The sequence below is a fragment of the Paenibacillus sp. FSL H3-0333 genome, from assembly GCF_038002805.1.
Taxonomy (GTDB): domain Bacteria; phylum Bacillota; class Bacilli; order Paenibacillales; family Paenibacillaceae; genus Paenibacillus_AQ; species Paenibacillus_AQ silagei.
The window spans coordinates 5,506,069-5,530,512 of record NZ_JBBODG010000001.1 but is presented as its reverse complement, the minus strand read 5'-3'; the positions used below and the strand labels follow the sequence as shown (position 1 = coordinate 5,530,512).

The window sequence follows — 24,444 nt, the reverse complement described above, 5'->3', positions numbered from 1 at the left end:
AAAGAGGAGATTAAATGAACAAGAGGAATGTTGCAGATATCTATGGATTATCCACCATGCAGGAAGGCATGCTGTTCCACAGCTTGAAAAGTGAAAGCAGCAGCATGTATTTGGAGCAATTCTCGTGCAAATTACACGGGCAGATTAATTTCGGATATTTTTGGGATGCCTGGCAGAAGGTCATTAACGATCATTCCGCGCTAAGAACCGCCTTTGTCTGGGAAGGTGTGAAAAAACCTGTTCAGGTAGTTCTGAAGCAATGCGAATGCAGCTACATTCAGTATGACTGGAGCAATCTGCCGAGGGAAGAAATCGAGCATGATTATAGCATGTTTCTTGAAAATGACCGAATGATGGGCTTTGAACTGGATAAGGCTCCGCTGATGAGGTTTGCTCTAATTCAAATTACAGAAGACAGCTATTATTTTGTCTGGAGCTTTCACCACATTATAATGGATGGCTGGTCACTGCCTCTGGTGCTGGAGGAAATGTTCGAGAATTATACAGCGTTCAAGACAGGGGAAGCACCGGCGAAGCACAAATCCGCATCATTTAAGGACTATATCCATTGGCTGCATAAACAGGATGCCGGGGTCTCCAGACAGTACTGGAAAGAAAAGCTGAAGGGCTTTGAGGAAGCTTTGCCTCTGTATACTGAACCTGCAGTGGAAGAGCAGAAGGGTGAGACCCGTAAGCTCTCCTTACGGCTTTCGGAGGAAATACATCATTCTATCGAGCAGATCACTAAAAATAACGGGTTCAGCGCCTATCAACTGTATAATCTTGCCTTTGCCATCCTGTTGAGTAAATACAGTGGAAAAGAAGATGTCGTCTATGGGACGACTGTATCGGGGAGACCTGCGGAATTAAAAGGTATCGATAAAACCGTAGGCATCTTTATCAATACCATTCCGGTCCGAGTTCAGTTAGACGGTAATCTTACCTTGCTGGAGTGCCTGGAGAACCTCACACAGGATCAAATCAGCCGCAGTCCCCATGAATATATATCTTTGGCTGAGATCAGCAGCGCCCTTAATCTGCCTGAATTATTCCAGAGTATTTTTGTATATGAGAATTATGCCAATGCGCAGGCTTATAAGGATATCACAGAGTTCTCAATCACAGAGCTGCAATTAAGAGAAGAAATCAATTATCCGCTGGCCTGGGTGGTTAAGCCGGATCACGGAATCCTTGTGGAGACGATTTATAATTCTGCTTATTTCAGCGACAGGATCATTGAAGAATTTCAAAGGAGCTTCATAACGATTTTGGATGAAATGGTCCTTAAAATAAATGAAGCTATCCGCACAATTCAACTGCTTCCCTCGGAGCAGAATACAGATTTCAAAGCAGGGAAGGCAGTATCCGCCGTTGTGAACCTGCATAACCAGCCTATCCCTCAGAGTTCGGCTTCCGCTATACCGCGCGTTCTGATTGTTGATCCCTATGGGCACCCGCTTCCGGACGGATTCGAGGGCAGTGTATGTACGCCGGATCAGACCGCTTCCGGGTATAGGGGCCGTTATTATGCAGATGGAACGTTAATGATTAATGAGACCTTAAGTACCAGCATGGTGATTGGCGGAATCAAGCGTGATTTGCCTACGCTGGAGCGTGCCCTAAGAGCGGAATCATTAGTAGATGATGTGAAGCTGCTTCACCGTTATAACAGGGAGGGTGAATCCAAGCTTGTTGTCTATTATGTAGAACCGGTGACGGATGCTGTAGTGGAACAAGCGGCATTCGATGAAGAACGAACTGGAGCCATAAGAAGTGCAATCGCCGACAGGTTGTGCACCTTGCTTGACTTCAATAAGAAGGATTGTCTGGCAGCAGCAGAGCTCGTTCCTGTGTCACACATTCCTTATTACAGAGATGGCGTTGTCAAAATCAATGATCTGCTCGAACTGGAAATTATTAATGACAACCTCATTCAGCGCTGGAGTAATTTAGTTATCCCGGATGAGCAGAGCGCTATGAGTGAATCTCCTGTGAAGTTCGTGCGCAAGGCCGCAAGAATCAGCCGGGATAACGTGCATATCTCCGATTTGGCCGATTATTATTCTTTTATTAAGAAGAAGAGCTCCGGCAAAATGGACAAGGCTGAAGGGGCTGAGACCCGCAAGGAAGAGAGCAGCGCTGAAACACAGCTATCCCTCATTGTTGGAGAAGACGTGATCATTCCTGAGAATACGGTCTTTGATCTGGGGTATTACATCAAACGGGCTGCCGATCAAGCTCCTGATGATTATGGAATCCGGTTCGTTAATTATGATGGCAGCATTGACTTTGCTAACTATAAGCAGGTCTACAGTGAAGCCAAGGCTATCTGCTGCGGTCTTATCGAAAGAGGCTTGCAGCCTGGGGATAAGGTCATCTATCAGATGGATAACAACCGGAATTATGTAAATACGTTCTGGGCTTGTATGTTAGGCGGCTTTATCGGGATTCCGGCCACGGTAGCTGCTTCTTATAAAGAAGATAATGCAGTGATCCGCAAGCTGTTGAATGCTTGGAAAATGCTTGAACAGCCTGTGATTGTGACGGATGAAGCGCTGGCTGCAAGTATTCGCAGTGTTCCCGCAGTTCTTGGCGGCGAAGAAGAGTTCACCGTGTATTCCGCTGAACAATTGATGAACAGCCGGGATATAAAAATCACCTACGAGGTGAAGCCGGATGATGTAGCGCTGCTGCTGCTTACCTCGGGAAGCACAGGAATGCCGAAAGGAGTTATGCAGACCCACAGAAATATTCTGAGACGCACCATTGCCGCCTGCCAAAATAACGGGTTTGGTCCAGAAGAAGTAACCTTTAACTGGATGCCTATGGACCATGTAGGCGGAATTGTTATGTGTAATGTAAGAGACATCTATCTGCATTGCCAGGAGATTCTGGCACCTGTTAATTATATTCTGGAAGCTCCGCTCCGGTGGCTTACGCTGATGAGTGATTTCAGAGCTACGAATACCTGGGCACCCAACTTTGCCTTTAATTTGATTAACAGCCTTGAGAGTGGAATCAAAGCACTGAATATTGACCTGTCTGCCCTGCGGTTTATAACCAACGGCGGAGAAGTGGTAGTGGCGCGGACCGCCCTGAAGTTTAATGAGATCCTTAAGCCGTATCATCTGGATAAGTCGGCAATGATGCCGTGCTTCGGGATGTCCGAGACTTGTGCGGGTTCCATATACTCCACTGATTTCGGTCAGGATGTTGTGAAGCAGGAGGACAGCAGTGTAAGCGTAGGCAGACCTCTTCCAGGGAACAGCATCCGTATTGTCGATGCTCAGAATGAATTAGTGCCTCTCTATACAGAGGGACGCTTTCAGATGGCCGGGGTGTGCATTACACCTGGATATTACAATAACCCCAAAGCAAACGCCGAAGCATTTACGCCAGACGGCTGGTTCGATACGGGGGATCTGGGGATTATAACCGACCGGGGACTTACCATTACAGGCAGGGCCAAAGACATCATTATCATCAATGGTGTCAACTATAATAATTCGGAAATTGAGGCCATCCTTGAGGAGATTGACGGGGTTGAAGTATCTTATACAGCTGCGGTATCAGTCAAAGCAAGCGGTTCACAAGAGGAAGAATTAGCGATCTTCTTCCATCCGGTATCCATGGATGCCGTGAAGCTCAAAGGGATCATCAAAGAGATGCAAAAGGTAATCACTTCAAAAATCGGGCTTGTTATTGAATACATCATCCCTCTGGCTAAAAAAGAGATTCCAAAGACAGGAATTGGTAAAATTCAGCGGATTCTGTTAAGAGATTCCCTGCTTGCCGGCAAATACGATGCTGTCCTGAAAAAACTCGAAATCGTCAGAAATAAGAACACCGTAAAGCCATGGATATTCAAGAAAGTATGGAAGCCGCTGAGCTTTAAGGTTGAAGAGGGAACCTTACCCTGCGTCAATATCCTGGTGTTTGAGGACCGCCACGGATTGGCGGCTGAATTCATAGAATGTATGGGCCTGGATGAAACCAGGGTCATATCAGTCAAGCAAGAGGACCGCTTCCAGGTATATGACCGGAATCATTATGGCTGTGATTATACCCGTTATGAGGGCTGCAAAGAGCTATTTGACTATTTTAAGCAAATCGGGTGGACGGCCGATCATATGATCTATCTTCCCACTTATCAAATAAACACTAGCGGACATACAGATATCTCAAGCAGTAACCAACTGGGTGTCTCTAGTCTAATCCACTTACTGCAGGTATTGGCGAACAATGACCTGTGCGCATCTACAAGCCTGTATGTGGGTAGCAGCAATGTGTTCCCGGATGCAGGCGGCCTGGAAACCCGTTATGATAATGCCGCATTAATCGGCTTCATGGCTACTCTGGATACGGAGAATACGGGTGTACGATCGCTGCTGATCGAATTGGAAGGAAGGGATATCAAGCAGGATGCCCGCTTATTACGCGCTGAGATTATGCACGGAGAGACTGCAGTGAAGGAAATCAGTTACCGTGACGGCAGGAGATTAACATGGAAGCTCCGGAATGTGCCTTTACGGAAAGCAGAACCCAAGACAAAGTTCAAACAAGGCGGACATTATGTGGTAACCGGGGGACTTGGGGGCATCGGCACAAAAATTTGCAGTCAGCTCATTGAAAACTATCAGGCTAATCTTCTGATCCTGGGAAGAAGCGATCTGGGGACTCTTGAGGATAAGGATAGCAGAGTTCAGCATTACAACCAATTAGTTGCACTAGGAACTTCCATCAGTTACCGGCAGGCGGATGTGTGTGATCTGGATTCCATCATTCAGGCGGTTGAAGATTATGAGCAATCGAAGGGAATTCAGATTGATGGAATTATACATCTTGCCGGGAATTCAAGCTACCAGCGGCATTTTGACAACCGGGATTCATACCTGATTACGGAAATCGGACAGCAGACTTTTGCCGAAGAATTCAATGCCAAGGTCTATGGCGTGCTAAATCTGTTTGAACTCTTGAAAAGCAGAAAAGATGCGCTGCTGATCACTTTCTCTTCGGTGACCTCGCTGCTCGGAAGTGCGACCTTCAGTGCCTATGCGGCAGGGAACAGCTTCCTGGAAATGTTCTGTAAGTATGCAGCTGGCCAGTTAGGGTATGCAGTGAAATGTATCTCTTGGACGATGTGGGATAAGATCGGAATGACTGCGGGAAGCCTGCAATCCATTAACAGTCTCAGTGAATCCATCGGGCAGCATGTGATCAGTGAGCAGGATGGCCTGTTATTTTTTGAAGCCCTGCTGAACCTTGGTGACGACATGGTCTATGTAGGAATTGACGAGAATAATGTGCATATCAGCCACAGAATCGATGAGAAGGTGTATGCCAAAGAATATCTTGCTGTCTACAGGCAGGAAGATCAAGAGGCGCTTCTCCAGCTTGAGAACGCCAGGGTCCTGGATGATTATGGCGCGGTAAGCACGCTGAAGATGCTCACGGTCAATAGGGATGGCGAAGTGATCGAAGAGGAACAAGCAGAGCAATATGTAGAAGCGTCTACAGATGCTGAGAGAATCATAAGCAACATTTGGTCCGAAGTATTAGCCGCCGGGAAAATAGGGATGAATGATAACTTCTTTGAGCTTGGAGGACATTCCTTAAAGGCAACCCAGGTCGTCTCCAGAATTAAAAAGGAATACGGGATCGAATTTTCCATCAATGACCTATTCTATCATCCGACCGTTGGAGCGCTGGCTAAGCTTGTAGAAGAGAGAGTTCGCCCGGCTACGGATTCCAAGGGAGAAGGTCCCCTTCCCAAATTATCTGATGAAGAGAAGAAACAGGGCATACCGGTTTCTTATGCCCAGCAAAGACTTTGGTTCTTAAAACAATATGATGAAGAAAGCGCGTTTTACAATATTCTGGAGAGCATCAGGCTTAAAGGCGAGTTAAATGTCTCCTGCCTGCAGCAGGCAGTTACAGAAATCGTCAAGCGCCATGAAGGACTCAGAACGACCTTCGACAACATTGAAGGGCAAATTATGCAGGTTCTGCATGATGTGGATGCCATCGAGATTCCTTTGCAGAATCTAATGCATGTGGAAGAAGAGGCAAGAGAGCAGGTAATTACCAAACTGGCAGATGAAGAAGTCCATCAGGAATTTGATTTCAAAAACGGACCGTTGATCAGATGTAAGCTGCTTAAATTTGCTGCGGATGAGCATGTTATTTTCCTCACCATGCATCATATTATTTCCGACGGCTGGTCTATGGGAGTCTTTGTACATGAATTCGTCGAGCTATATGATGCCTTAGTGAATCAAAGGCCGGCCGAATTACCCGAAATTGAATGGCAGTATGCGGATTATACCCAGTGGCAGAGAGACTGGTTCACCGGAAAGGTTAAAGAAGACCAGTTCCTGTATTGGAAGAACAAGCTCAAGGATGTTGCTACCCTGGATATCCCGTCGGATTACGACAGACCGAAAGTACAAACCTTTAACGGGAAAAAGGACTTCTTTGTATATAGCAAGAGCATGATGGACCGGGTGAATGAACTGGCAGAAGCTACGGGTGCTACACCCTTTATGATTTATCTGGCGGCGGTCGATGTCCTGTTCGCGAGATATACCGGACAGGAGGATATCGCCATTGGAACTCCGATTGCCAACCGGACGCGGATGGAAACAGAGAATACGATCGGATTCTTTGTGAACACCCTGGTGCTCCGCAATGATTTGTCAGGCGATATTTCCTTCATGGAATTGATTGAACGGGTAAAGACAAGTGCGCTGGAGTCCTATGATGCGCAGGATATGCCGTTCGAGATGCTGGTGGATGAATTGGAGCTGGAACGCGATTTAAGCAGAAACCCGTTGTTCCAAGTGATGTTCTCCCTTCAAAATGAAGCACTGCCAGATTTCAAATTGCCGAATCTTGCGATTACCCGAGTGGAAACAGACAATAAATCAGCAATGTTCGATTTCTGGATTTCTATGAGAGAGCTGGAAGACGGAGTGCACACCTTATGTGAATACAATACGGATATCTATAAAACAGGCACCATACGGAAGATGATGCGGCATCTGGAGAACATCATCAACAGCCTATGCGCAGATCCTTATCAAAAAATCAGGCAGTTCAATTTCATGGATAAAGAAGAAATCAATGAAATCCTCTATGAGCACAATAAAACGGATGTTCCATTGGAGAAAGAATTATTTATCCATGAATTATTTGAAGAACAGGCGCTCTTAAGACCGGATGCACCGGCGCTGAAATTCCAGGGAGACACGCTTACGTATCTGGAATTTAATATGCGGGTGAATCAAGTCGCCCATTATCTGATTGCGCAGGGAATAGGCTATGAAGATTTCGTTGGTGTGTACGCAGACCGGTCCATTGAAATGATGGTAGCCGTCTATGGGATTCTAAAAGCAGGCGCGGCCTATATCCCTATTGATCCAACCTATCCCCGGGACCGGGTAGATTATATGCTTCAGGATTCTGAGGTTAAGCTGGTGCTGACCTGCATGGACGAGACCGATGCGCTTGCGGGAATCCGGAAGGTGGATTTGCGGGACAAGGAACTGTTCCTGCCGATGAGTACCGGTAATCCGGGAGTAAAGGTTGAAGGTACCCACGCGGCGTACATGATTTATACCTCAGGTTCGACAGGAAAGCCTAAGGGAACGATTAATATTCACAGCGGCATCCGAAACCGTATTGTATGGGGCCAAAAAGAATTTGGGATGCAGCCGGGAGATCGGCAGGTGCAGAAGACGCCCTTCAGCTTCGATGTATCCTGCAGCGAGATTTTTTGGGCGCTAACGGTAGGTGCCTGTCTGGTTATAGCGAAGCCGGAAGGGCATAAAGACGTGGAGTATCTCGCTCAGCTGATCAGGGATGAACAGATTACCATCTCTCATTTTGTTCCTTCGATCCTGAAGCTGTTCCTGGAGCATCCCGAAGCCAAGCAGGCAGGAAGCAGTCTGAGAAAAGTGTTCTGCAGCGGGGAGGCATTGCCGTACCGGTTAAAGGAACAGTTCTTCCAGACCTTCGATGCAGGTCTATACAACCTGTATGGCCCTACCGAGGCCTCCGTTGAAGTATCTTACTACGATTGCAGCGAGAAGCTGGATAAAGAGATTGTGCCGATCGGCAAGCCCATTTCCAATGTGCAGCTGTATGTACTGGACGAGTACATGAATCCCGTTCCTTACAATGTGAGCGGAGAGCTATTCATTGCCGGTGCGAATCTGGCCAGAGGGTACTACAAACGTGACGATCTGACAGCCGAGAAATTCATTCCGAATCCGTTCAGTAAATATGTGGCTGCACGGATGTACCGGACCGGTGACATTGTCAAATTGCTGCCGGACGGCAACATCAACTTTATAGGACGCGCTGACAATCAGGTCAAAGTAAGAGGACTGCGCATTGAATTAGGGGAAATCGAAAAGGTGATTCAGTCGCATCCTTCCGTTAAGGATAACGTAGTCATCAACTTAGAGGATGGAAATGATGTAAGAATCGTGTCCTACATTGTCCGTGATGTGAATTATAGGGAACAGGACGTCATGGAGGAGAGCAAGGAGCAGGTCACCCAGTGGGAATCGATATTCGATAATGCCTACAACAAAGAGGAAACGATTCAAGATTTCAGTCTAAATACAATCAGCTGGAACAGCAGCTACACCGGGGAGAAGCTTGGGATCCCGGAAATGGCAGAGTGGCTTGCCGATTCCGTCGATCTGATTAAGAGCTTTAAGCCGCGGAGAGTACTGGAGGTCGGTTGCGGTACAGGTATGATTCTGTTCAAGATCGCCCCGTTATGCGAAGAGTACGTGGGTATTGATCTATCGAGGATAGGCCTTGATTATATCGAACGGAATTTGGACAGCTCCATGAATGTCAGACTATATCAGAAATCGGCTGATGAGCTTGGCGAGCTGCAGAATGAGACGTTCGACACCATTATTATCAACTCTGTCATTCAGTACTTCCCGAGCGGAGAGTATCTGAATGAGGTGATTACTACTCTTTTAGGCATGCTGGACAAAGAGGGAACCCTCTTTATCGGTGATGTACGCTCCCTGCCGCTGCTAAGAAGCTATCATACTTCGGTGGAATGGTATAAGGCTCCTGCGGAAACCACCGTGCAAGAATTAAACGACCGGATTAAGAATTCCATTACAACGGAGAATGAGCTGCTGGTAGACTCCAAATATTTCTTGAGCCTTAAGGATTCCCTGGAGCAGGTTCATCATGTCTCCATTCTGCCTAAAGTAACAAAGTTCGAGAATGAGATGAGTAAATTCCGCTATCAGGTAGTGATCCGGACGAAAGAAGCGGAGCAACTGGAGAATATCGTTCAGCTCAGCTGGCGGAATATACAATCAGAGCAGGGGCTCCAGGATATACTCACCGGGCGGCAGGATGAGGTTATTGTCATCCAAGATGTCCTGATGGATAAGCTGGTTCATGAGAACAAGCTTGAGTCGCTGCTGAACGACCCTGCGGTGCAAGCTGCAACTGTCCGTGAGCTGAGTGAAGACGTTAGAGAGCTTCAACTGTATGCTCCAAGCTTATATGATTTGCTCGTGCAGGATGGCGGGAATTACCGGCTTCGTGCTTTGTGGAATGGCCATGGCGAGAGCGGAGATTATCAGCTGATCTTGTTCCATAAGAATAAATATGGAGCGGACACCCGTGCCTATGATTATGAAGTGCCGAATTTCATCCGCTACAATGAGGACCCAAGTGTATACTTCACCAATCCTTTGGAGTGGAAAGATAACCACCAGTATATTCCTGTCATCAGAGAACATATCAGAAGTCAGTTGCAGGATTATATGATTCCATCATTCTTTATGGTCTTGCCGGAGATGCCGTTATTGCCAAATGGCAAGCTGAATAAGAAGATGCTTCCGGAGCCTGGAAGGTTAAGAAGAAGCGTAAGGAATGAATTTGTAGAAGCAGCCAATGACAACGAAGCCAAGGTCAAGCGAATATGGGAAGCCGTCCTGAATGCCCGGAACATTGGCGTCAATGATAATTTCTTTGATATTGGCGGTCATTCGCTGCTTGTGGTTCAGGTCTATTACAAGATCAAGGAGAGCTTTGATACGAATATTACGGTGGTGGATATGTTCAAATACCCAACCATCCGCAGTCTTTGTGAATATCTGGAGGAGACAACGAACAGCTTTGCCGAAGTCGCTTCTGCAAGTGAAGTGATGGAGACGGAGAAGGAAGCTATGAAGGTAAAGAGGAAGCGCCTTAAGGAGCTTTTGAAAAGATAAGTAAGGAGTACTTATATGGAGACTAAGAAGGATAAAATCAAATCCTTATCAAGGGAACAGCTCGCAGGACTGATTACGAAGTCCAAAGACAGCAAAAAAAGGGATATTGAGAGGGTCGCCAGAACCACGAATGCGTTCAGCCAGTCCTTTTCACAGCAAAGACAATGGTTTATGGAGCAGTTCATGAACGGAGGCGTATTTAATGTCCCGCAGTCCTATCGGCTCAAAGGCGATATAAAGCTTGATATTCTGGAAGATGTATTGAATGCAGTCGTTGAGAAGCATGAAAGTCTTAGAACAGTGTTCAACACCATAGATTATATACCGTCACAGATTATCAAACCGTATGAAAGATTCCGGCTGGATATTATTCATTTGGAAGAATACGACGGTGCGATGAGGGATGCAAAGATCCGGGAGGTTAACAGCGAAATTGCAAGACGGCCCTTTGATTTGACTGTAGGCCCTTTGTGGCGGTTCTATGTGTTGAGATTGTCTGAAGAAGAAATCGTATTGACCCTTTCCCTTCATCATATTATCTGTGACGGCTGGTCCTTTGGTGTAATCATGAATGAAATTGCCAGTGCCTATCGGGACAGGCTTCACGGACAAGCTACCCGTTCATTGCTGCAGGTACAATATGTTGATTATTCGGAATGGCAGCGTAAAAGAATTGAAGGCGGCCAGCTGGATGATCAGCTGGAGTATTGGATTGGCAAGCTTAAAGATGCACCAAAGGCCATTCATTTACCCTACGATTATAGAAGGGGCAGCACACAGACTTATCGGGGAAGGACGGAATACTTTTTCATTGAAAAAGAAGCAGTGAAGGCAATGAGCGACAGATGTGTGCAAATGAATGGCTCGATGTACCATATGATGATGTCCGCGCTAACCCTTCTGATGCATGGCTACAGTCTGGATAATAAGCTCTGTATTGGAACACCGGTTGCCAACAGAAACCAGCTTGAATTGGAGAAATTAATCGGCCTGTTCATTAATACGGTAGTTATCCAAAGTGAAATAGCCGGCAGCATGACCTTTGCAGAGTTATTCACCCAGGTTAGAGGCCATTGCATGGAAGCCTTTAATCATGCGGAGATTCCGTTTGAGCAAGTGGTCACAGGCCTTGATATTGAACGTCAGATGCAGCATTCACCAGTGTTCCAGGTGCTGTATGTTCAGACCGAGGAGTCGATGCTGAGTGTTAGTATTCCGGGAATTGAGGTTGAAGTACTCCCAGTATCGGTAGAGACGGCACAATTCGATTTGTCGTTGTACGCAACCATTCTGAAGAATGGAATATCTGCAGGGTTCGAGTACAATACGGATCTGTTCGCGCAGGATACCATTCTGCAGATGATTGAGGATTTCAAGCTATTAATCCAATTGATTACCGAAAATCCTGACCGGACCATCGGGGAATTCGTCTCCTCTCTATCGCGTAAGAAAGTAGTGATGACGGTAGTCTCCTCCTTCGAATCCGGACCAGTAGGAGAGCCGATGGAATTCTGGCTGGATAAGCTCCGGATCGACTATAAGCTGCAATTCGCACCGTATAGCCAGATGTTTCAGCAATTGATTGATGATACGGGAATGTTAAGCAGAAGCAGTCAGGGCATAGGAATCCTGTTACTCCGTTTGGAAGACTGGATTCAAGGCATGGATGCTAAGGATGCCAGGCTTGCAGCCGTGCTGACGGACAATGCGAACCGGTTCATCCAATGTGCCTCCAGCTTTGTGAACAAGCATCAGTCCAAGGTCATCCTATATCTGTGTCCGGCATCGGATAAAGTCAATCAGATGAATGAAACAAAGCGGCTCATTCAACAGTCGGAGCAAAAAATAGCTGCGGAATGTGCAAAAAACGGGAATATTTCTGTACTTCATGGAGACGAAATCGCTGTGAAATATAAGCTTAGTGAGTATAACGACGGTCTTGGTGATGAAGAAGGTCATGTTCCTTATTTAAGAGAGTATTACACGGCGATGGGCACAGAACTGGTCATGAGTATTTACAATACAGCACTGCAGTCAACGGGCTGAATGATGAGAGGATGCTGAAGTTATGACATTAAAAGAGATTGTTGCGGATATTCTGGCCATCCCGGACAAAGAAACGATTCACGAAGACTTGTCACCGCAGAATGCTCCGGAATGGACAAGCCTGAAGCATATCAAGTTAATCACAACCATTGAAGATACCTATAAGGTCAAGTTCACCTTCAAGGAAGTGAAAAGCTTGAAAAATCTTGCCGCCTTTATAACGGTCTTAAAGAGCAAAGGAGTAAGCAATGAAATCTTTGAATAATGCCATTGCCGGGCAGGCGGTTCTGGCGGGAAGCACTAGTGATCATGATCTGGAAAGAATGCTGTTGATCCGTCAATATGAGCTATCGATCCTCGGGCTTTTTTCAAGCGGACATGTCACAGGGACCACTCATACCTGCATGGGACAAGAATATATTCCGGTAGCTTTGAATCCGTTCATTGAAGAAGAAGACTTTGTGATCAGCAATCACCGGGGGCATGGGCATTATATTGCCAGATATGGGGATGCAGAGGGCTTGCTGGCAGAGGTCATGGGCAAACAAGGCGCCGTATGTAATGGAATCGGAGGAAGCCAGCACATTCGCAGAGACCGCTTTATATCTACAGGGGTTCAGGCCGAAGGCATAGCGGTAGGCACAGGCATCGCCTGGAGTTATAAATACAAGCAACAAGATAATCTGGTATTTGTCTATATTGGCGACGGAACCTTTGGCAGGGGCTGCGTGTACGAAAGCTTGAACTTTGCCGGCATCTGGAATCTCCCGATGGTCATCGTTGTAGAGAACAATGGAATAGCAATATCAACCCATCAAAGCTACAGCATGTCGGGAAGCATAGAAGGCCGGGTACGGGGGTTCGGTCTTGATTATCTGTGCATCCAGAGCAAAGCTGTTAATGAAATAAGAGAACAGACTGGTGACGCTATACACCGTGTCCGCAAGGAATCCAAACCCCTGGTCATTGAATTCATAACAGATCGGGTCGCGTCCCACAGTAAAGGCGATGACACTAGAAGTGCTGATGAGCTTGCAAGAGTCCGGGAGAAATACTGGTACAACCAAATGAAAGCCAGCGATAAGGCAAGGGTAGATAAGCTTGAAGAAGCTGTCCGGAATCAAATGCAAACGCTGCAGGAACTTGTCATACACAGAGAGGGAGCAGAATGGGCCGATTATGAAAAAAGAAAAAATAAATGAAAATTTGAGACATGCCATTCATCAGCTGATGTGTGAGGACGAGGCAGTCGTTGTAATCGGGGAAGATGTACGTGAGCCTTATGGGGGTGCCTTCAAAATCAACAAGGGATTATCTGATGATTATCCGGACAGAGTGATTGGCACGCCGATAAGTGAAGAGGGATTTGTCAACATGGCAAGCGGAATGGCAATCATGGGCCACAAACCGATCGTGGATATGATGTTTTCGGATTTCACTACATTGTCATTTGATCCTCTGCTCAATTTTGCATCCAAGTCTGTAACCATGTACGGGGATAAGCTGGATCTCAGCATGATTGTCAGATGTGCGAATGGCGGTTACAGGGGGTACGGACCCACACACAGCCAAAGCATGCAAAAATACTTCATGGGCATCCCTAATCTAAGCGTGTATGAGCTGTCTCCTTTTCATGATAATTATGATGTGTTTAACCGGATGCTGAGTGAGAAAAATCCTTGTATTTTTTTTGAAGAAAAAATAATATATTCCCAGTACAGGTATGAAAATGGCGTGATCGATGAACTTTTTAACTATTCCTTTAAAGGTGACCATGAGAACTGGGCAGTCGCCAGTATAGAAGAAAACAGTGTACCGGATGTTCTTATCCTTTGCCCCGGAGGCTTGGCTTCCATGTGCATGAAAGTGGCTGAAAAGCTGATTATGGCGGATGAAATTGAAGTTAAGGTAGCGGTACCTTCCAAGCTGTATCCCTGCGGAATCGAGGCCATTGTTGAAGATGCGGTTGCAGCAGGCAAGATTCTCATTGTGGAAGAGGGGACCAGCGGGCATACCTGGGGCGAAGGAATAGCGGTCAAACTATATCCATATCTCAATAAGCAGAAGGATGGAGCCATTGAGCTCTTAAGTTCTTCTGACAGCATTATTCCCGCATCCATGTATTATGAAAGCCAGGTGCTGGTAGGGGAACAGGACATTTATGAAAGTGTACTGAAGCTGATGAAAATCGCTAAAGAAGGGTAACGGAGGCGGGTATGAGACCAATTGTTGTTCCACAGTTAAATGCGAATGATAACAGCTGCTTGATCCAGAACTATTATTGCGCTGAGGGCGAATTCATTCATTCCGGTGATCTAATTACCACCTTGGAGACCTCCAAGGCAGCTATTGATGTCGAATGTGAAGCAGACGGCTATTTTTATCCTGCGGCTAAAGAACACACCGATGTGAGGACCGGCGAGGTTATTGCCTTTGTTTTTGAGTCCCTCCAAGAAATGAATACATACAAGGAATTATCCGCGGGCAGTGCCACAGCAGAAAGCACGGCCAATTACAAACTTTCCAATCAGGCAGAAGCGTTTGCCGCATTGCACCAATTTTCGCAGCAGGAGCTGTCATCCTTAAATAAGAAATTGATTAAATTAAGTGACTTGGAAGAGCTGCTGAAGCAAAGAAACGACGGGGATGAGGCCCGGATTCTCTTGAGTAAGAATCAAAAACAGGTCTCTAAAACAGTAATCCAATCGCATACGAATATTCCAAATGCATTTTTATTAATGAAAGTATATTGTGATGAAGCTCTAACCGGAATGCGGGAAATCGCTGAGCAGCTTGAGGTCATTGTGGGGTTTGGAGAAGTATTACCGGTGCTGCTGGTATCGATCAAGGACGAATTCCCATTGATGTACGGAAAGCTGAAGGATGAAGATACATTTATTCCTGCTGCAGAAGTCAACGTCGGTGTGACCATCGATGTGGGGACAGGTCTCTACATTCCGGTAATTAAAGCTGAACACGCTGGAAGGATTGAGCATACTGCAGAAATAATGATGGAATATAAATATAAAGCATTAAGAAGCAGTTTTGCTGAAACGGATCTGATGGACGGAACGATAACGATTAGCCTGAATACAAGCGCCGATGTTGTCAGCGTCATTCCCATCATTCTGCCGGGACAGACCGGGATGATATCCGTGGGTGCGGTAATGAAGGAATTGGTCCTGATAGAAGGGACCGTGGCAGAAAGAAGCTATATCAATCTTGGCCTGGCGTACGATCATCGTGTAGTGAACGGATTGTATGCGGTCGAATTTTTGGCGCGGCTGAAGAGCAAGATTGAACATTTTGAGATCAATGTGTAAGGTGTGAGACCAGCATGGGGAGTGAAGGAGGAGGATATAGTGAGTGACATGCCGCGCAATATTTATGTATTGTCCAGCTTCACTGCTGATTTACTGGAAGGCTATCTTGAAGAAGATATTAAGGAACTCGGGCTTCAGTCCACAATTGAAACCGGACCTTATAATCAGATTATATCCCAGTGCATGGACCCGGACAGCTTATTATTTCAGAAGAAACCGGATTATTTAGTCATCTGGACCCGGTTGGAAGATATTATAGGCCGGAAAGATTTCTATCGGAAAGAGAGCTTTAATTCATGCAAGGCTGATCTGTCGATGTTGATCGAGGCCGTTCTGCATGCCAAGGCGGCACTCCGCTGCAAGCTGATTTTTATGCTCCCCCCTGTCTATGAGAACAGGCCTCTGGGAGCCGGTGACCTGCAAATTATGTACGGTGCAATGGAAACTTCCATGATGCTGCGAAAGTTGATGATAGATAAGCTTAGATTCGTTGAAGGCATATACCTGGCAGACGGGGAAGAGCTGATCCGCAGATACGGCGCAGATCAGAGCTATCACATGGGCATGTATGCTTTTGCCAAAGCACCTTATGTGAATAGCATCTACAAAGAGGCTGCAAGACAGATTAGCCGGCTCATCAAGCTGGATCTGAGGAATAAGCGCAATATCCTTGTATTTGATGCGGATGTCCTATTGTGTGAGCAAGAGGAACAAGAAGGACACGCAGTTCTTCATGAATTGGATGAGCAAAGAGTGGTTACCGATGATTCCTACCTTTTATTTCAGAGCTATCTGCAGGAACTTGTAAGCTGGGGAAATGAAATCATGCTGTGTTCAAGATCCGCTCTAGGACAATTGAATGCCATATTGGACAGGGAAGATCTCATCCTCACCAAGCAAGAATGTAAGTATATGAGCTGTGAGTGTGAATCGATAACAGAAGCAATCCTGCAAATACATAGAGAACATGGCGTTTCACTGGATCAATTCATTGTACTGGATACGAAGGAGCTGTACTTAAGCGGAATACGCCAGCTGCTGCTGCCGGAGGATTCTACACTTTGGATGCAGAGCGTAGAGGCCTCGGGAATTCTGGATTATATATCCGCTGAAGCTTCTCATTACAGCCATGGCGAAGATGTCTTCGCAGACAGCACAGAGGAATACAGTCTGGAGGAATTCCTTCAATCCATCCAGCTGGAAGTCACTCTGCGGGAAATCAATGAGCTGCAGGCCGAGAAGATCGAGCATATCCTCCATAATACCAAAGACTTCAACCTGACAGGGTTACTATGGACACAGGAAGAAATCATCGGAGCGCTTAACGGGGATAATCAATTGATTTATTCCGTAAAGGTACAAGACAGATTTGGAGATTATGGTACGGCCGGTACCATCATTGGAACAGTTGATAAGAAGAGCTTCAAGGTTGACGCTCTGCTCTTAAATTGCCGGGTGCTCGGTAAAAATGTTGAATATCATTTAATGAAGGAATTAGCCCATAGAATTAGAGAACACCAGTGTGACTCTATAGTGTTCCACTATCAATCCAGCGGCAGGAATGAGAGTGCGGCTCAGTTTCTGGCCAGGATTACCCGCACGGACTTGAAGCGTGTTCACTCAGGTGAAGCCCTGACAATTTCTTGTGAAAAGCTCGCGGATTATGCGAATGAAGCACTCCATCCTAACAAAGCAGACAAAGAACCGGATATTTCAGACAAACCGCACAAGGCAGACCGCAGCTTCGACCCCTACCAGTTCATTTTTAATAGATGGAATAAGCTGGATGAAGTCGAAAAAGATCAAATGAACGATCTGGTTAGTCATACGCAGTCTATTGAAGAAATAATGAGGGCGATTGCGGATTCGAAAATGAAAACAAGAACAGGCGTTAAGGTTGAATATCTGCAGCCGAGAACGGAAACGGAGCAAAAAATTGCCGGCCTGTGGGCAGATATTCTTAATGTTGACAAAGTGGGAGTTTTGGATAATTTTTTCGAACTTGGCGGAACCTCCATCATGGCGGCCCAGCTCATTGTAAAGTTCAAGAATGCCTTTGATATGATGCTGCCGGTGCGGATTTTCTTCGACAACTCGTCCATTGAGCAAATGGCGATGTATATTGAAGCGGTCAAAAGCGAGCAAAATAAACAGGATATCAATGAATCCGCCGTAAGTAATTTCCGCTATAAGACCCGGGAATTCTTGAAAAATGAGGTGTGGCTGGACGAGGAAATTACCGGAGCAAAGGTACTTCAAGCGTGGGATCATACCCGGGTCCATAACGTCCTTTTGACCGGTGTGACGGGATTCCTTGGGGCATTTCTGCTGCAGGAGCTTATCGCTATGACAGATTATCATCTGGTGCTGCTGGTCCGTGCGGACAGTGTGCAGAGCGGCTACGCCAGGGTTGTGGCTAATATGGAAATGTACCATTTATGGGACGAAGCTTACAGAAGCAGAATAGAAGTCTGCACGGGCGATCTTGCCAGACCGTTGCTCGGCCAAGAGCTGCAGGATTTCAACGAGCTGGCAGTCCGAATCGATTCCATCTATCATGCGGGCGCTATCACTAATTTCCTGGAGCCGTATAACAAGATTAAAGATGTAAACGTACAGGGAGTTCAGGAGATTTTACGTCTGGCGTCCACTCATAAGTTGAAGCAGGTACATTATGTGTCAACTCATTATGTATTCTCTACGCTCTCACACGAAAACGGCTATATCGCATACGAGGATACCATTCCGTCCGATCATGAGGTGCTTGTACTGGGATATCAGCAGAGCAAGTGGGTTGGCGAGAGAATTATAGCTCTGGCCAAAGAGAGAGGCATTCCGGTAAGTATCTACCGCGTCGGCAGAATATCCGGCTCCAGTACCACAGGGGCATGTCAAACCAGAGATATCATGTGGCTTATGATCAAAAGCTGTGTAGAGGCAGGAGTATTGTTCGAAGAGAATGTGAATATAGAATTTATTCCAGTGGATTATGTCAGCAAGTCTATTGTAGCATTGTCCACCCAAGCGGGATCAAGTAACAAAAATTTCCATATTGTCGCCAATAAAATGAACACCCTAAACCAAGTGTATACCTGGATGAATTCGTACGGGTTCAAAGTTGAAAAAATGCCGTATGAGCAGTGGAAGGATGAATTGGTGGACAGAGTTGCCGAGAATCCTAATCTGAATACCACCAAGGCTATGCTGCCGTTCATTCCGGAAGATATGGGGGAATGGGATGTGGAAATAACGTATGACATTACCAATGTTACCAAAGGCTTGAGTGAAACTACAATCACATGCCCTGAGGTAGGAGAGGAGGTGTTCAACCGGTATTTGGATTACTTTGTGAAGACAAAGTATTTTCAATTCACCCGTTGAGGGCAAGTGAAGGATCAGAAAAGTATACATTATATGATTTTATACGAGGAGGAACAATGATGAAGGAAAGATTGGATGTAATTACAGCAAAAAAAATGAGCCTGTACACTAGCGGGATGTGGGTCTCTCTGCTCATAGGCTTGCTCTATATGGGAATAGGCATTCTGATGCCTATTGATCCGGCGGAGAAATACAGAGGAACGGAATTCTATGAGCAAATTGCCGCCCATCCGTTTATTCCGCATTTATGGAGATATATCTTCGTAGCGATCGGCTTCTTGTCCATCTACTGGATATCGACGGCAGTGTCAACAGTGAGATCCAAAAGCTATGAATGGGAAGGCTTTTACAAATGGGTAACCATTGTTGGTTATGGCGGCGCGGGCTTGCTGTCCCTGGAGTGGATGAGAGAAATATTTATTATGAAGGTTATGACTTTGTATTCCACAGGCAATGAAATGTACCGGGTAGCCTTGGAAGTAGCAGCTTTCCCGCTCGACCCTGACTTTATCTGGATGTTTGGCGGCTTTGGATTATGGTATCTGGTGACTTCGCTGTTGGGCAAAAGAAATCAGGTGTTCTCCTCCAAGCTCAACATTTTGGGCATTATCGTAGGACTGGATTTGATCATCACCATGGTTTTTGCAATGACGGATACGATCATTTATTTCGATGGCGGTCAGATGACCGTTATGCAGATTACGGCTCTCCTCGGCGGTATTATGGGGGCTGTGTATCACATCTGGATGTTCTTTGATATGAGAAAGAATAAAGCGATGTTCGAAAAAAGCATTACCACCCTGCTGGAGCAAAAAAAGAGCGCGGCATAAACGATGAAACCAACCTTAACTAAAAACAGGCTCGGCTTTTCTCTCAAGGGCCTGATTATTCTTTTGCTGGTATTGCTTCCTAATCTGTTATTTTACGCATTTGCGGTAAACGGAACTGCCGGAACCGGGGCGGCCTTCGGCAACAGGGTTGAAATCCTTAGTTATATTGAACGTTCGAGCCAAATATTATTAATGCTTGTATTAATATTTCGCGTAAACAAAAGCTCTCCGTCATTGCAAAGCAAATATGTGTTTGGAATGGCCGTATTTTTACTGCTCTATTACGCTTTATGGCTTCGTTATTTTGCGGGCGGGATGGACTATACCTTGATCAGTGGGACTTTTTTCGTATTCATGGGGATGTCCATCTTCCCGTCCGTGTATTTCGCTTTAGCAGAGAAATGGCTGGGGGATCATTTGGGAGTAGGGGTCGCCATTACCTTTGGGGTATTTCACACCCTTAACACCTATCTGAATTTTGCAGCTTAATGAGAATGGTGGAGGATAACATGAAACAAGAGGTTAAACCATGGTTTTTTTTCAAAAGAAACGCCGAAAAGTCTGAGATCAGATTACGTTTGTTTTTGTTCCCTCCTGCCGGTGGAGATGTTTCAACCTTTTTGCACTGGGAAGAGCAGATGCCGCGGGATGTGGAGACCTGCTTGGTCAGGCTGCCGGGCAGAGGGGCCAGAATAACGGAGCCGGCCATTGATAATGTGGATATACTTACAGATCTATTGCTCCAGGAAATGAAAGAGTACACTGATGTACCCTACGTGTTGTTCGGGCATAGCATGGGAGGGCTGGTCTCCTATGAGCTGACGCAAAAAATATATAAACACGGACTTCCTTTACCGGAATATGTAATTATCTCAAGCATGAAAGCACCCAACTATATGAACAAGTTCACGGAGAGTCTGACCGAAGACGGAAATGACAAATTATATCTGAAAAGCAACGCTGAATTTATGGATACAATCATCGGTCTTGGCGGAATCCCGGACGCTTTCAGTGCAAACAGAGAGTTTCTGGAATTAATCCTGCCTACCTTTAGAAAAGATATGAAAATGTGTGAAACGTATAATCCTGAGAGTGCGCAAGCCGTCCCGGTGTCATTTGATATCTATGGCGGGAACCGCGATAGCATTGCTACTAAGAAAGAACTAGAGGGATGGAAGAAATACACCACCCAAAAATACGCACTCACCCTCTTTCAGGGGAACCATTTTTATTTTATGGATAATCCCAATATGCTTCTGTTCCATCTGCGCAATAAATTAATGGATATAGAGAATAGGCTTACGGATCAAGCTCAAAGAGAAGCACTATAACACCGGCTTGCCATTTAAAAAGAGTGGAGGATGAAAGATGAATGTGATTCAAATCGATAACCTGGTCAAAAAGTTTGGTGACTATACCGCAGTAAACGGACTCAATCTGTCCATTGAAAAAGGTGAGGTGTTTGGTCTGTTAGGCCCGAATGGAGCCGGCAAGAGTACTACGATTAATCTGGTATGCGGCCTGCTTCATGCGACATCGGGGAACATCAGGCTATTCGGAAATAAGGTGGAGGATGAGAAAAGAAAGCTTGGCTTTGTCCCGCAAAACATTGCCCTGTATGATAATTTCACTGCGTATGAGAACGTTAAGTTCTTTGGTGAGCTGTATGGACTGAAAGGGAAAGAATTGGAGAATGGAATCGATGAAGCCTTGGAATTCACCGGCCTGTCCGATGTCAAACGTAAAAAAGCGAAGACCTTCTCCGGCGGGATGTTAAGACGATTGAATATTGCCACTGCCTTGGTCCATCAACCACAGATTCTTATTATGGATGAGCCAACGGTCGGGATTGATCCGCAGTCCAGAAACCACATCCTGAAGTCAGTCCAGCGGTTAAATGAGAAAGGCGTGACGATTGTCTACACAACACATTATATGGAGGAAGTTGAAGCGATCTGTAATCGCATAGCCATTATTGACAAAGGCCAGGTCATTGCTTCGGGGACAAAGAAAGAATTAACAGATCTGATCAGTGATAAGAAATCTCTGCAGTTAACTGTGGATGATGCCCTTGAACTGGATAAGGAAGCAATCTCCCAAATTGATGGCGTGGTTAATGTGGAAATCAATGACAACCTGATCCAGGTGGAGTCGTTAAAAGAAAATGATAATTTGAATGCAATTATTGCATACGTAAACAGCAAAAATGTGAAAATCAGAAGTATCGGCACTACTGATGTTACGTTGGAAACCGTATTCCTGACATTGACAGGGCGCAAATTACGCGACTGACCATAGAGTCTAGAGGAAAGGAAGATCATATGTTTCAGATCATAAAGAAAATCATTAAAAATCAAATCAGAAATCCAAAGTGGTTATTATTCTTGATGATATTCCCTATCTTTTTAATGATTCTGATCGGTTCGATTCTGACCGGAGCCTTCTCAGACAAATCAAACCTGACCATGGTGGATGTTGCATTGCTCAATCAATCGGAAGGAATGGCAGCCGAGGTTATTGATGCCTTAACCACAGCCTCTGTATCCATCGAAAAAGATTACGGGATCAAAATGGGCTACACCGACTCAGAGAAAGAAGGCAAAAAAGAGGCACGGGTGAACAAAAAAGTATTCGTGCACCTGGATAAGGAGAAGATCCTGGTCTACGGAAATGAATCGGAGCCGTTAAATACAGCGAGAGTGGTAGCCTTATTCCGAAGCGTGGCCAGCAGCATCCAGACGGTTAAGGAAGCCTATAAAATTGACGGGGAAAAAGCGATTGAACTGATTGGTGCGGATAATGCCACGTATGAAGTGCCTGTAGAACTGATTCCCTCCAAAAGTGCCATGAGCTCCTATGATTACTATGGGGTGGTGGAATTAACGCTTATGGTGATGTATATGATGCTGATTCCCATTGGGGATTTATTTACGGACAAAAGAACCAAAATCAAAGAGAGAATTTTACTTACAGGACTTAGCCGGGTGAAGTATTATCTTGCCTCCTTGGCCGCGTACTCTATTTTTGCCTTTGTGGTATTTATTCCAGCCTTTATTTTCTCAATAACCTACTTGGATGTGAACTGGGGCAATTATTCTTTATTCATGTACCTGTATATTGTTTTATTTGCCATCTTCAATGTAGCTCTAGGCATGTTAGTGGCCCAATTATTAAAAGCGCGCGGCAAAGTGGATGTGATTCTTTCTGTGATTATCCTGCCGATTTTCTCCTTTCTCGGGGGATCGTATACACCATTTCCTTACGATATGGACGGCGTATTCGGCAAAGTCTTGCTGGTCTCCCCGTTACGATGGGTGAATATTGGTATTTTAAAAAGTACCTACGCGCATGACAACCAAATGATATGGGTAAGCTCTGCCATATTTCTCCTTTTAATATTCGTCAGTCTATTTATCGTTGTTGCCAAAGAAAAGAAGGAGGAATTAAGAGCATGAGAACATTTTATGCATTAATAAAAAATAACTTAAGAATTACGATAATGCATAAACCGATTTCTTTTCTGTTAATGACCATCACTCCGATTATTGTCTTAATCATTGCCAGTAAAATGGTCAGTTACTCGACAACCTTTGTAAACGTGGGTATTGTGGATGGAGATAAAACCCGGGCCTCGGAAGCCATCACCCAAATTGTTGACGGTCTGGAGGGCATCAAGGTCTTCAAGATGAATGAGAATGAAGTGGAGGCCAATTTTCAAAGTAATAAAATAAATACAGCTTTGGTCATCCACAGCGGATTCCAGGATGGGTTGTTAAATAATTCTATCGAGCATCTTGTAGTGAAAGGAAACGAAGAGCAAAACGTATATACGTTGCTTCAGGCTATCCTCAAAAATCATTTGTTGAATTTACGCAACTTGGGCAAGATTTCAGGGGGGGATGCTGCTGTATTCGAGAATGCGGTAGGCAATTATATCGCCAGCTCTGAGTTTGTGGAGAAAACCTCTCTTAACGATTTGTATACGGAATACAACAACTCCAATATCTTTGTCGGTTTTTTGATCCTTTTCATTTTCTTCAATTCATCAGCTATAGCGAATGTAATCAATACGGATAGGGAGCGCAATATTTACGCCAGGATCTTCCTCTCTCCGGCCAAAGTATGGATGTATTATCTGTCCAATGTACTCTGCAATCTGGTCATCACCGCCTTTCAAATCCTGGCCGCAGTCCTGAGCATGGAATATTTCACGAATACCTCCATTGGCGTGGAGCCCGGTGTTCTGTTTCTGATTCTCTTCCTGACGGCGTTGGTGGCGGTCTCCTTGGGGACATTCTATGTTTCCATTACGGAAGAGGCGGATGCGGCTTCCATGATTTCCAATTTTGCGAACCTGCTGATTGTTATCCTGGGCGGCTGCTTTATTCAGGTGGAACTGTTTCCTAAATTAATCAATGCCATTTCCTATATTTCACCGGCAAGATGGGCTATGGGAAGTATTCTGGATTTACAGCAAGGTTTAACCTTGGGGGATATAGCTGGCAAGGCGTCTTTACTTGGCGGAATGGCAGCGGTGATTCTAGCCGTGTCGGTTATCATAACCAGCAAGCGGGAAAAGAAATTCAGAAGTCTCTCCTAAAGTGG

The 24,444-nt window shown here is 45.5% G+C and carries 13 protein-coding genes; all 13 read left to right on the top strand.

Features of this window, described 5'->3' with window-relative positions:
* The first annotated feature begins 14 nt into the window (after nucleotides 1-14).
* From MHH78_RS24565 to MHH78_RS24505, 13 genes are read left to right on the top strand one after another with little or no spacing between them, the layout of a single operon-like run.
* Complete coding sequence (locus MHH78_RS24565) at nucleotides 15-10,259, top strand: amino acid adenylation domain-containing protein (protein WP_341169130.1); 10,245 nt, start codon at nucleotides 15-17, stop codon at nucleotides 10,257-10,259.
* Between the two features lie 15 nt (nucleotides 10,260-10,274).
* The gene (locus MHH78_RS24560) at nucleotides 10,275-12,305 is read left to right on the top strand and encodes a condensation domain-containing protein (RefSeq protein ID WP_341169129.1); all 2,031 of its coding nucleotides are present in this window, start codon (nucleotides 10,275-10,277) and stop codon (nucleotides 12,303-12,305) included.
* A 22-nt stretch (nucleotides 12,306-12,327) separates the two neighbouring features.
* Entirely contained in the window at nucleotides 12,328-12,570 is a 243-nt protein-coding gene (locus MHH78_RS24555) for an acyl carrier protein (RefSeq protein WP_341169128.1), read from the top strand.
* On the top strand, nucleotides 12,554-13,507 hold the full coding sequence (locus tag MHH78_RS24550; RefSeq protein WP_341169127.1) for a thiamine pyrophosphate-dependent dehydrogenase E1 component subunit alpha: 954 nt from the start codon (nucleotides 12,554-12,556) through the stop codon (nucleotides 13,505-13,507). The genes MHH78_RS24555 and MHH78_RS24550 overlap by 17 nt, the downstream gene beginning before the upstream one ends.
* Nucleotides 13,485-14,510 (top strand): alpha-ketoacid dehydrogenase subunit beta, encoded by a 1,026-nt coding sequence (locus tag MHH78_RS24545; protein WP_340941813.1) that lies wholly within the window; start codon nucleotides 13,485-13,487, stop codon nucleotides 14,508-14,510. Before MHH78_RS24550 ends, MHH78_RS24545 begins: the two co-directional genes overlap by 23 nt.
* A gap of 11 nt (nucleotides 14,511-14,521) precedes the next feature.
* Entirely contained in the window at nucleotides 14,522-15,628 is a 1,107-nt protein-coding gene (locus tag MHH78_RS24540) for a 2-oxo acid dehydrogenase subunit E2 (RefSeq protein WP_341169126.1), read from the top strand.
* A 48-nt stretch (nucleotides 15,629-15,676) separates the two neighbouring features.
* Entirely contained in the window at nucleotides 15,677-19,009 is a 3,333-nt protein-coding gene (locus MHH78_RS24535) for a thioester reductase domain-containing protein (protein ID WP_341170371.1), read from the top strand.
* Between the two features lie 59 nt (nucleotides 19,010-19,068).
* The gene (locus tag MHH78_RS24530) at nucleotides 19,069-19,839 is read left to right on the top strand and encodes a hypothetical protein (protein ID WP_076073539.1); all 771 of its coding nucleotides are present in this window, start codon (nucleotides 19,069-19,071) and stop codon (nucleotides 19,837-19,839) included.
* 3 nt (nucleotides 19,840-19,842) lie between these two features.
* Entirely contained in the window at nucleotides 19,843-20,328 is a 486-nt protein-coding gene (locus MHH78_RS24525) for a hypothetical protein (protein ID WP_341169125.1), read from the top strand.
* A 20-nt stretch (nucleotides 20,329-20,348) separates the two neighbouring features.
* A complete protein-coding gene (locus tag MHH78_RS24520) occupies nucleotides 20,349-21,170 on the top strand; it encodes a thioesterase II family protein (protein WP_341169124.1) in 822 nt (273 codons plus the stop codon).
* A gap of 37 nt (nucleotides 21,171-21,207) precedes the next feature.
* Entirely contained in the window at nucleotides 21,208-22,131 is a 924-nt protein-coding gene (locus MHH78_RS24515) for an ABC transporter ATP-binding protein (protein WP_076073545.1), read from the top strand.
* Between the two features lie 29 nt (nucleotides 22,132-22,160).
* The gene (locus MHH78_RS24510) at nucleotides 22,161-23,294 is read left to right on the top strand and encodes an ABC transporter permease (RefSeq protein WP_341169123.1); all 1,134 of its coding nucleotides are present in this window, start codon (nucleotides 22,161-22,163) and stop codon (nucleotides 23,292-23,294) included.
* Nucleotides 23,291-24,439 carry an ABC transporter permease gene (locus tag MHH78_RS24505; RefSeq protein ID WP_341169122.1) on the top strand — a complete coding sequence of 383 codons (1,149 nt, stop codon included), beginning with the start codon at nucleotides 23,291-23,293 and terminating at the stop codon, nucleotides 24,437-24,439. Before MHH78_RS24510 ends, MHH78_RS24505 begins: the two co-directional genes overlap by 4 nt.
* The last annotated feature ends 5 nt before the right edge of the window (nucleotides 24,440-24,444 follow it).

Bases quoted from the DNA above. Each gene is read 5' to 3' on its own strand.
- MHH78_RS24505 (WP_341169122.1), top strand. From the start codon at position 23,291: ATGAGAACATTTTATGCATTAATAAAAAATAACTTAAGAATTACGATA.
- MHH78_RS24530 (WP_076073539.1), top strand. From the start codon at position 19,069: ATGAAGGAAAGATTGGATGTAATTACAGCAAAAAAAATGAGCCTGTAC.
- MHH78_RS24520 (WP_341169124.1), top strand. From the start codon at position 20,349: ATGAAACAAGAGGTTAAACCATGGTTTTTTTTCAAAAGAAACGCCGAA.
- MHH78_RS24535 (WP_341170371.1), top strand. From the start codon at position 15,677: ATGCCGCGCAATATTTATGTATTGTCCAGCTTCACTGCTGATTTACTG.
- MHH78_RS24540 (WP_341169126.1), top strand. From the start codon at position 14,522: ATGAGACCAATTGTTGTTCCACAGTTAAATGCGAATGATAACAGCTGC.
- MHH78_RS24515 (WP_076073545.1), top strand. From the start codon at position 21,208: ATGAATGTGATTCAAATCGATAACCTGGTCAAAAAGTTTGGTGACTAT.
- MHH78_RS24560 (WP_341169129.1), top strand. From the start codon at position 10,275: ATGGAGACTAAGAAGGATAAAATCAAATCCTTATCAAGGGAACAGCTC.
- MHH78_RS24545 (WP_340941813.1), top strand. From the start codon at position 13,485: ATGAAAAAAGAAAAAATAAATGAAAATTTGAGACATGCCATTCATCAG.
- MHH78_RS24510 (WP_341169123.1), top strand. From the start codon at position 22,161: ATGTTTCAGATCATAAAGAAAATCATTAAAAATCAAATCAGAAATCCA.
- MHH78_RS24550 (WP_341169127.1), top strand. From the start codon at position 12,554: ATGAAATCTTTGAATAATGCCATTGCCGGGCAGGCGGTTCTGGCGGGA.
- MHH78_RS24565 (WP_341169130.1), top strand. From the start codon at position 15: ATGAACAAGAGGAATGTTGCAGATATCTATGGATTATCCACCATGCAG.
- MHH78_RS24525 (WP_341169125.1), top strand. From the start codon at position 19,843: ATGAAACCAACCTTAACTAAAAACAGGCTCGGCTTTTCTCTCAAGGGC.
- MHH78_RS24555 (WP_341169128.1), top strand. From the start codon at position 12,328: ATGACATTAAAAGAGATTGTTGCGGATATTCTGGCCATCCCGGACAAA.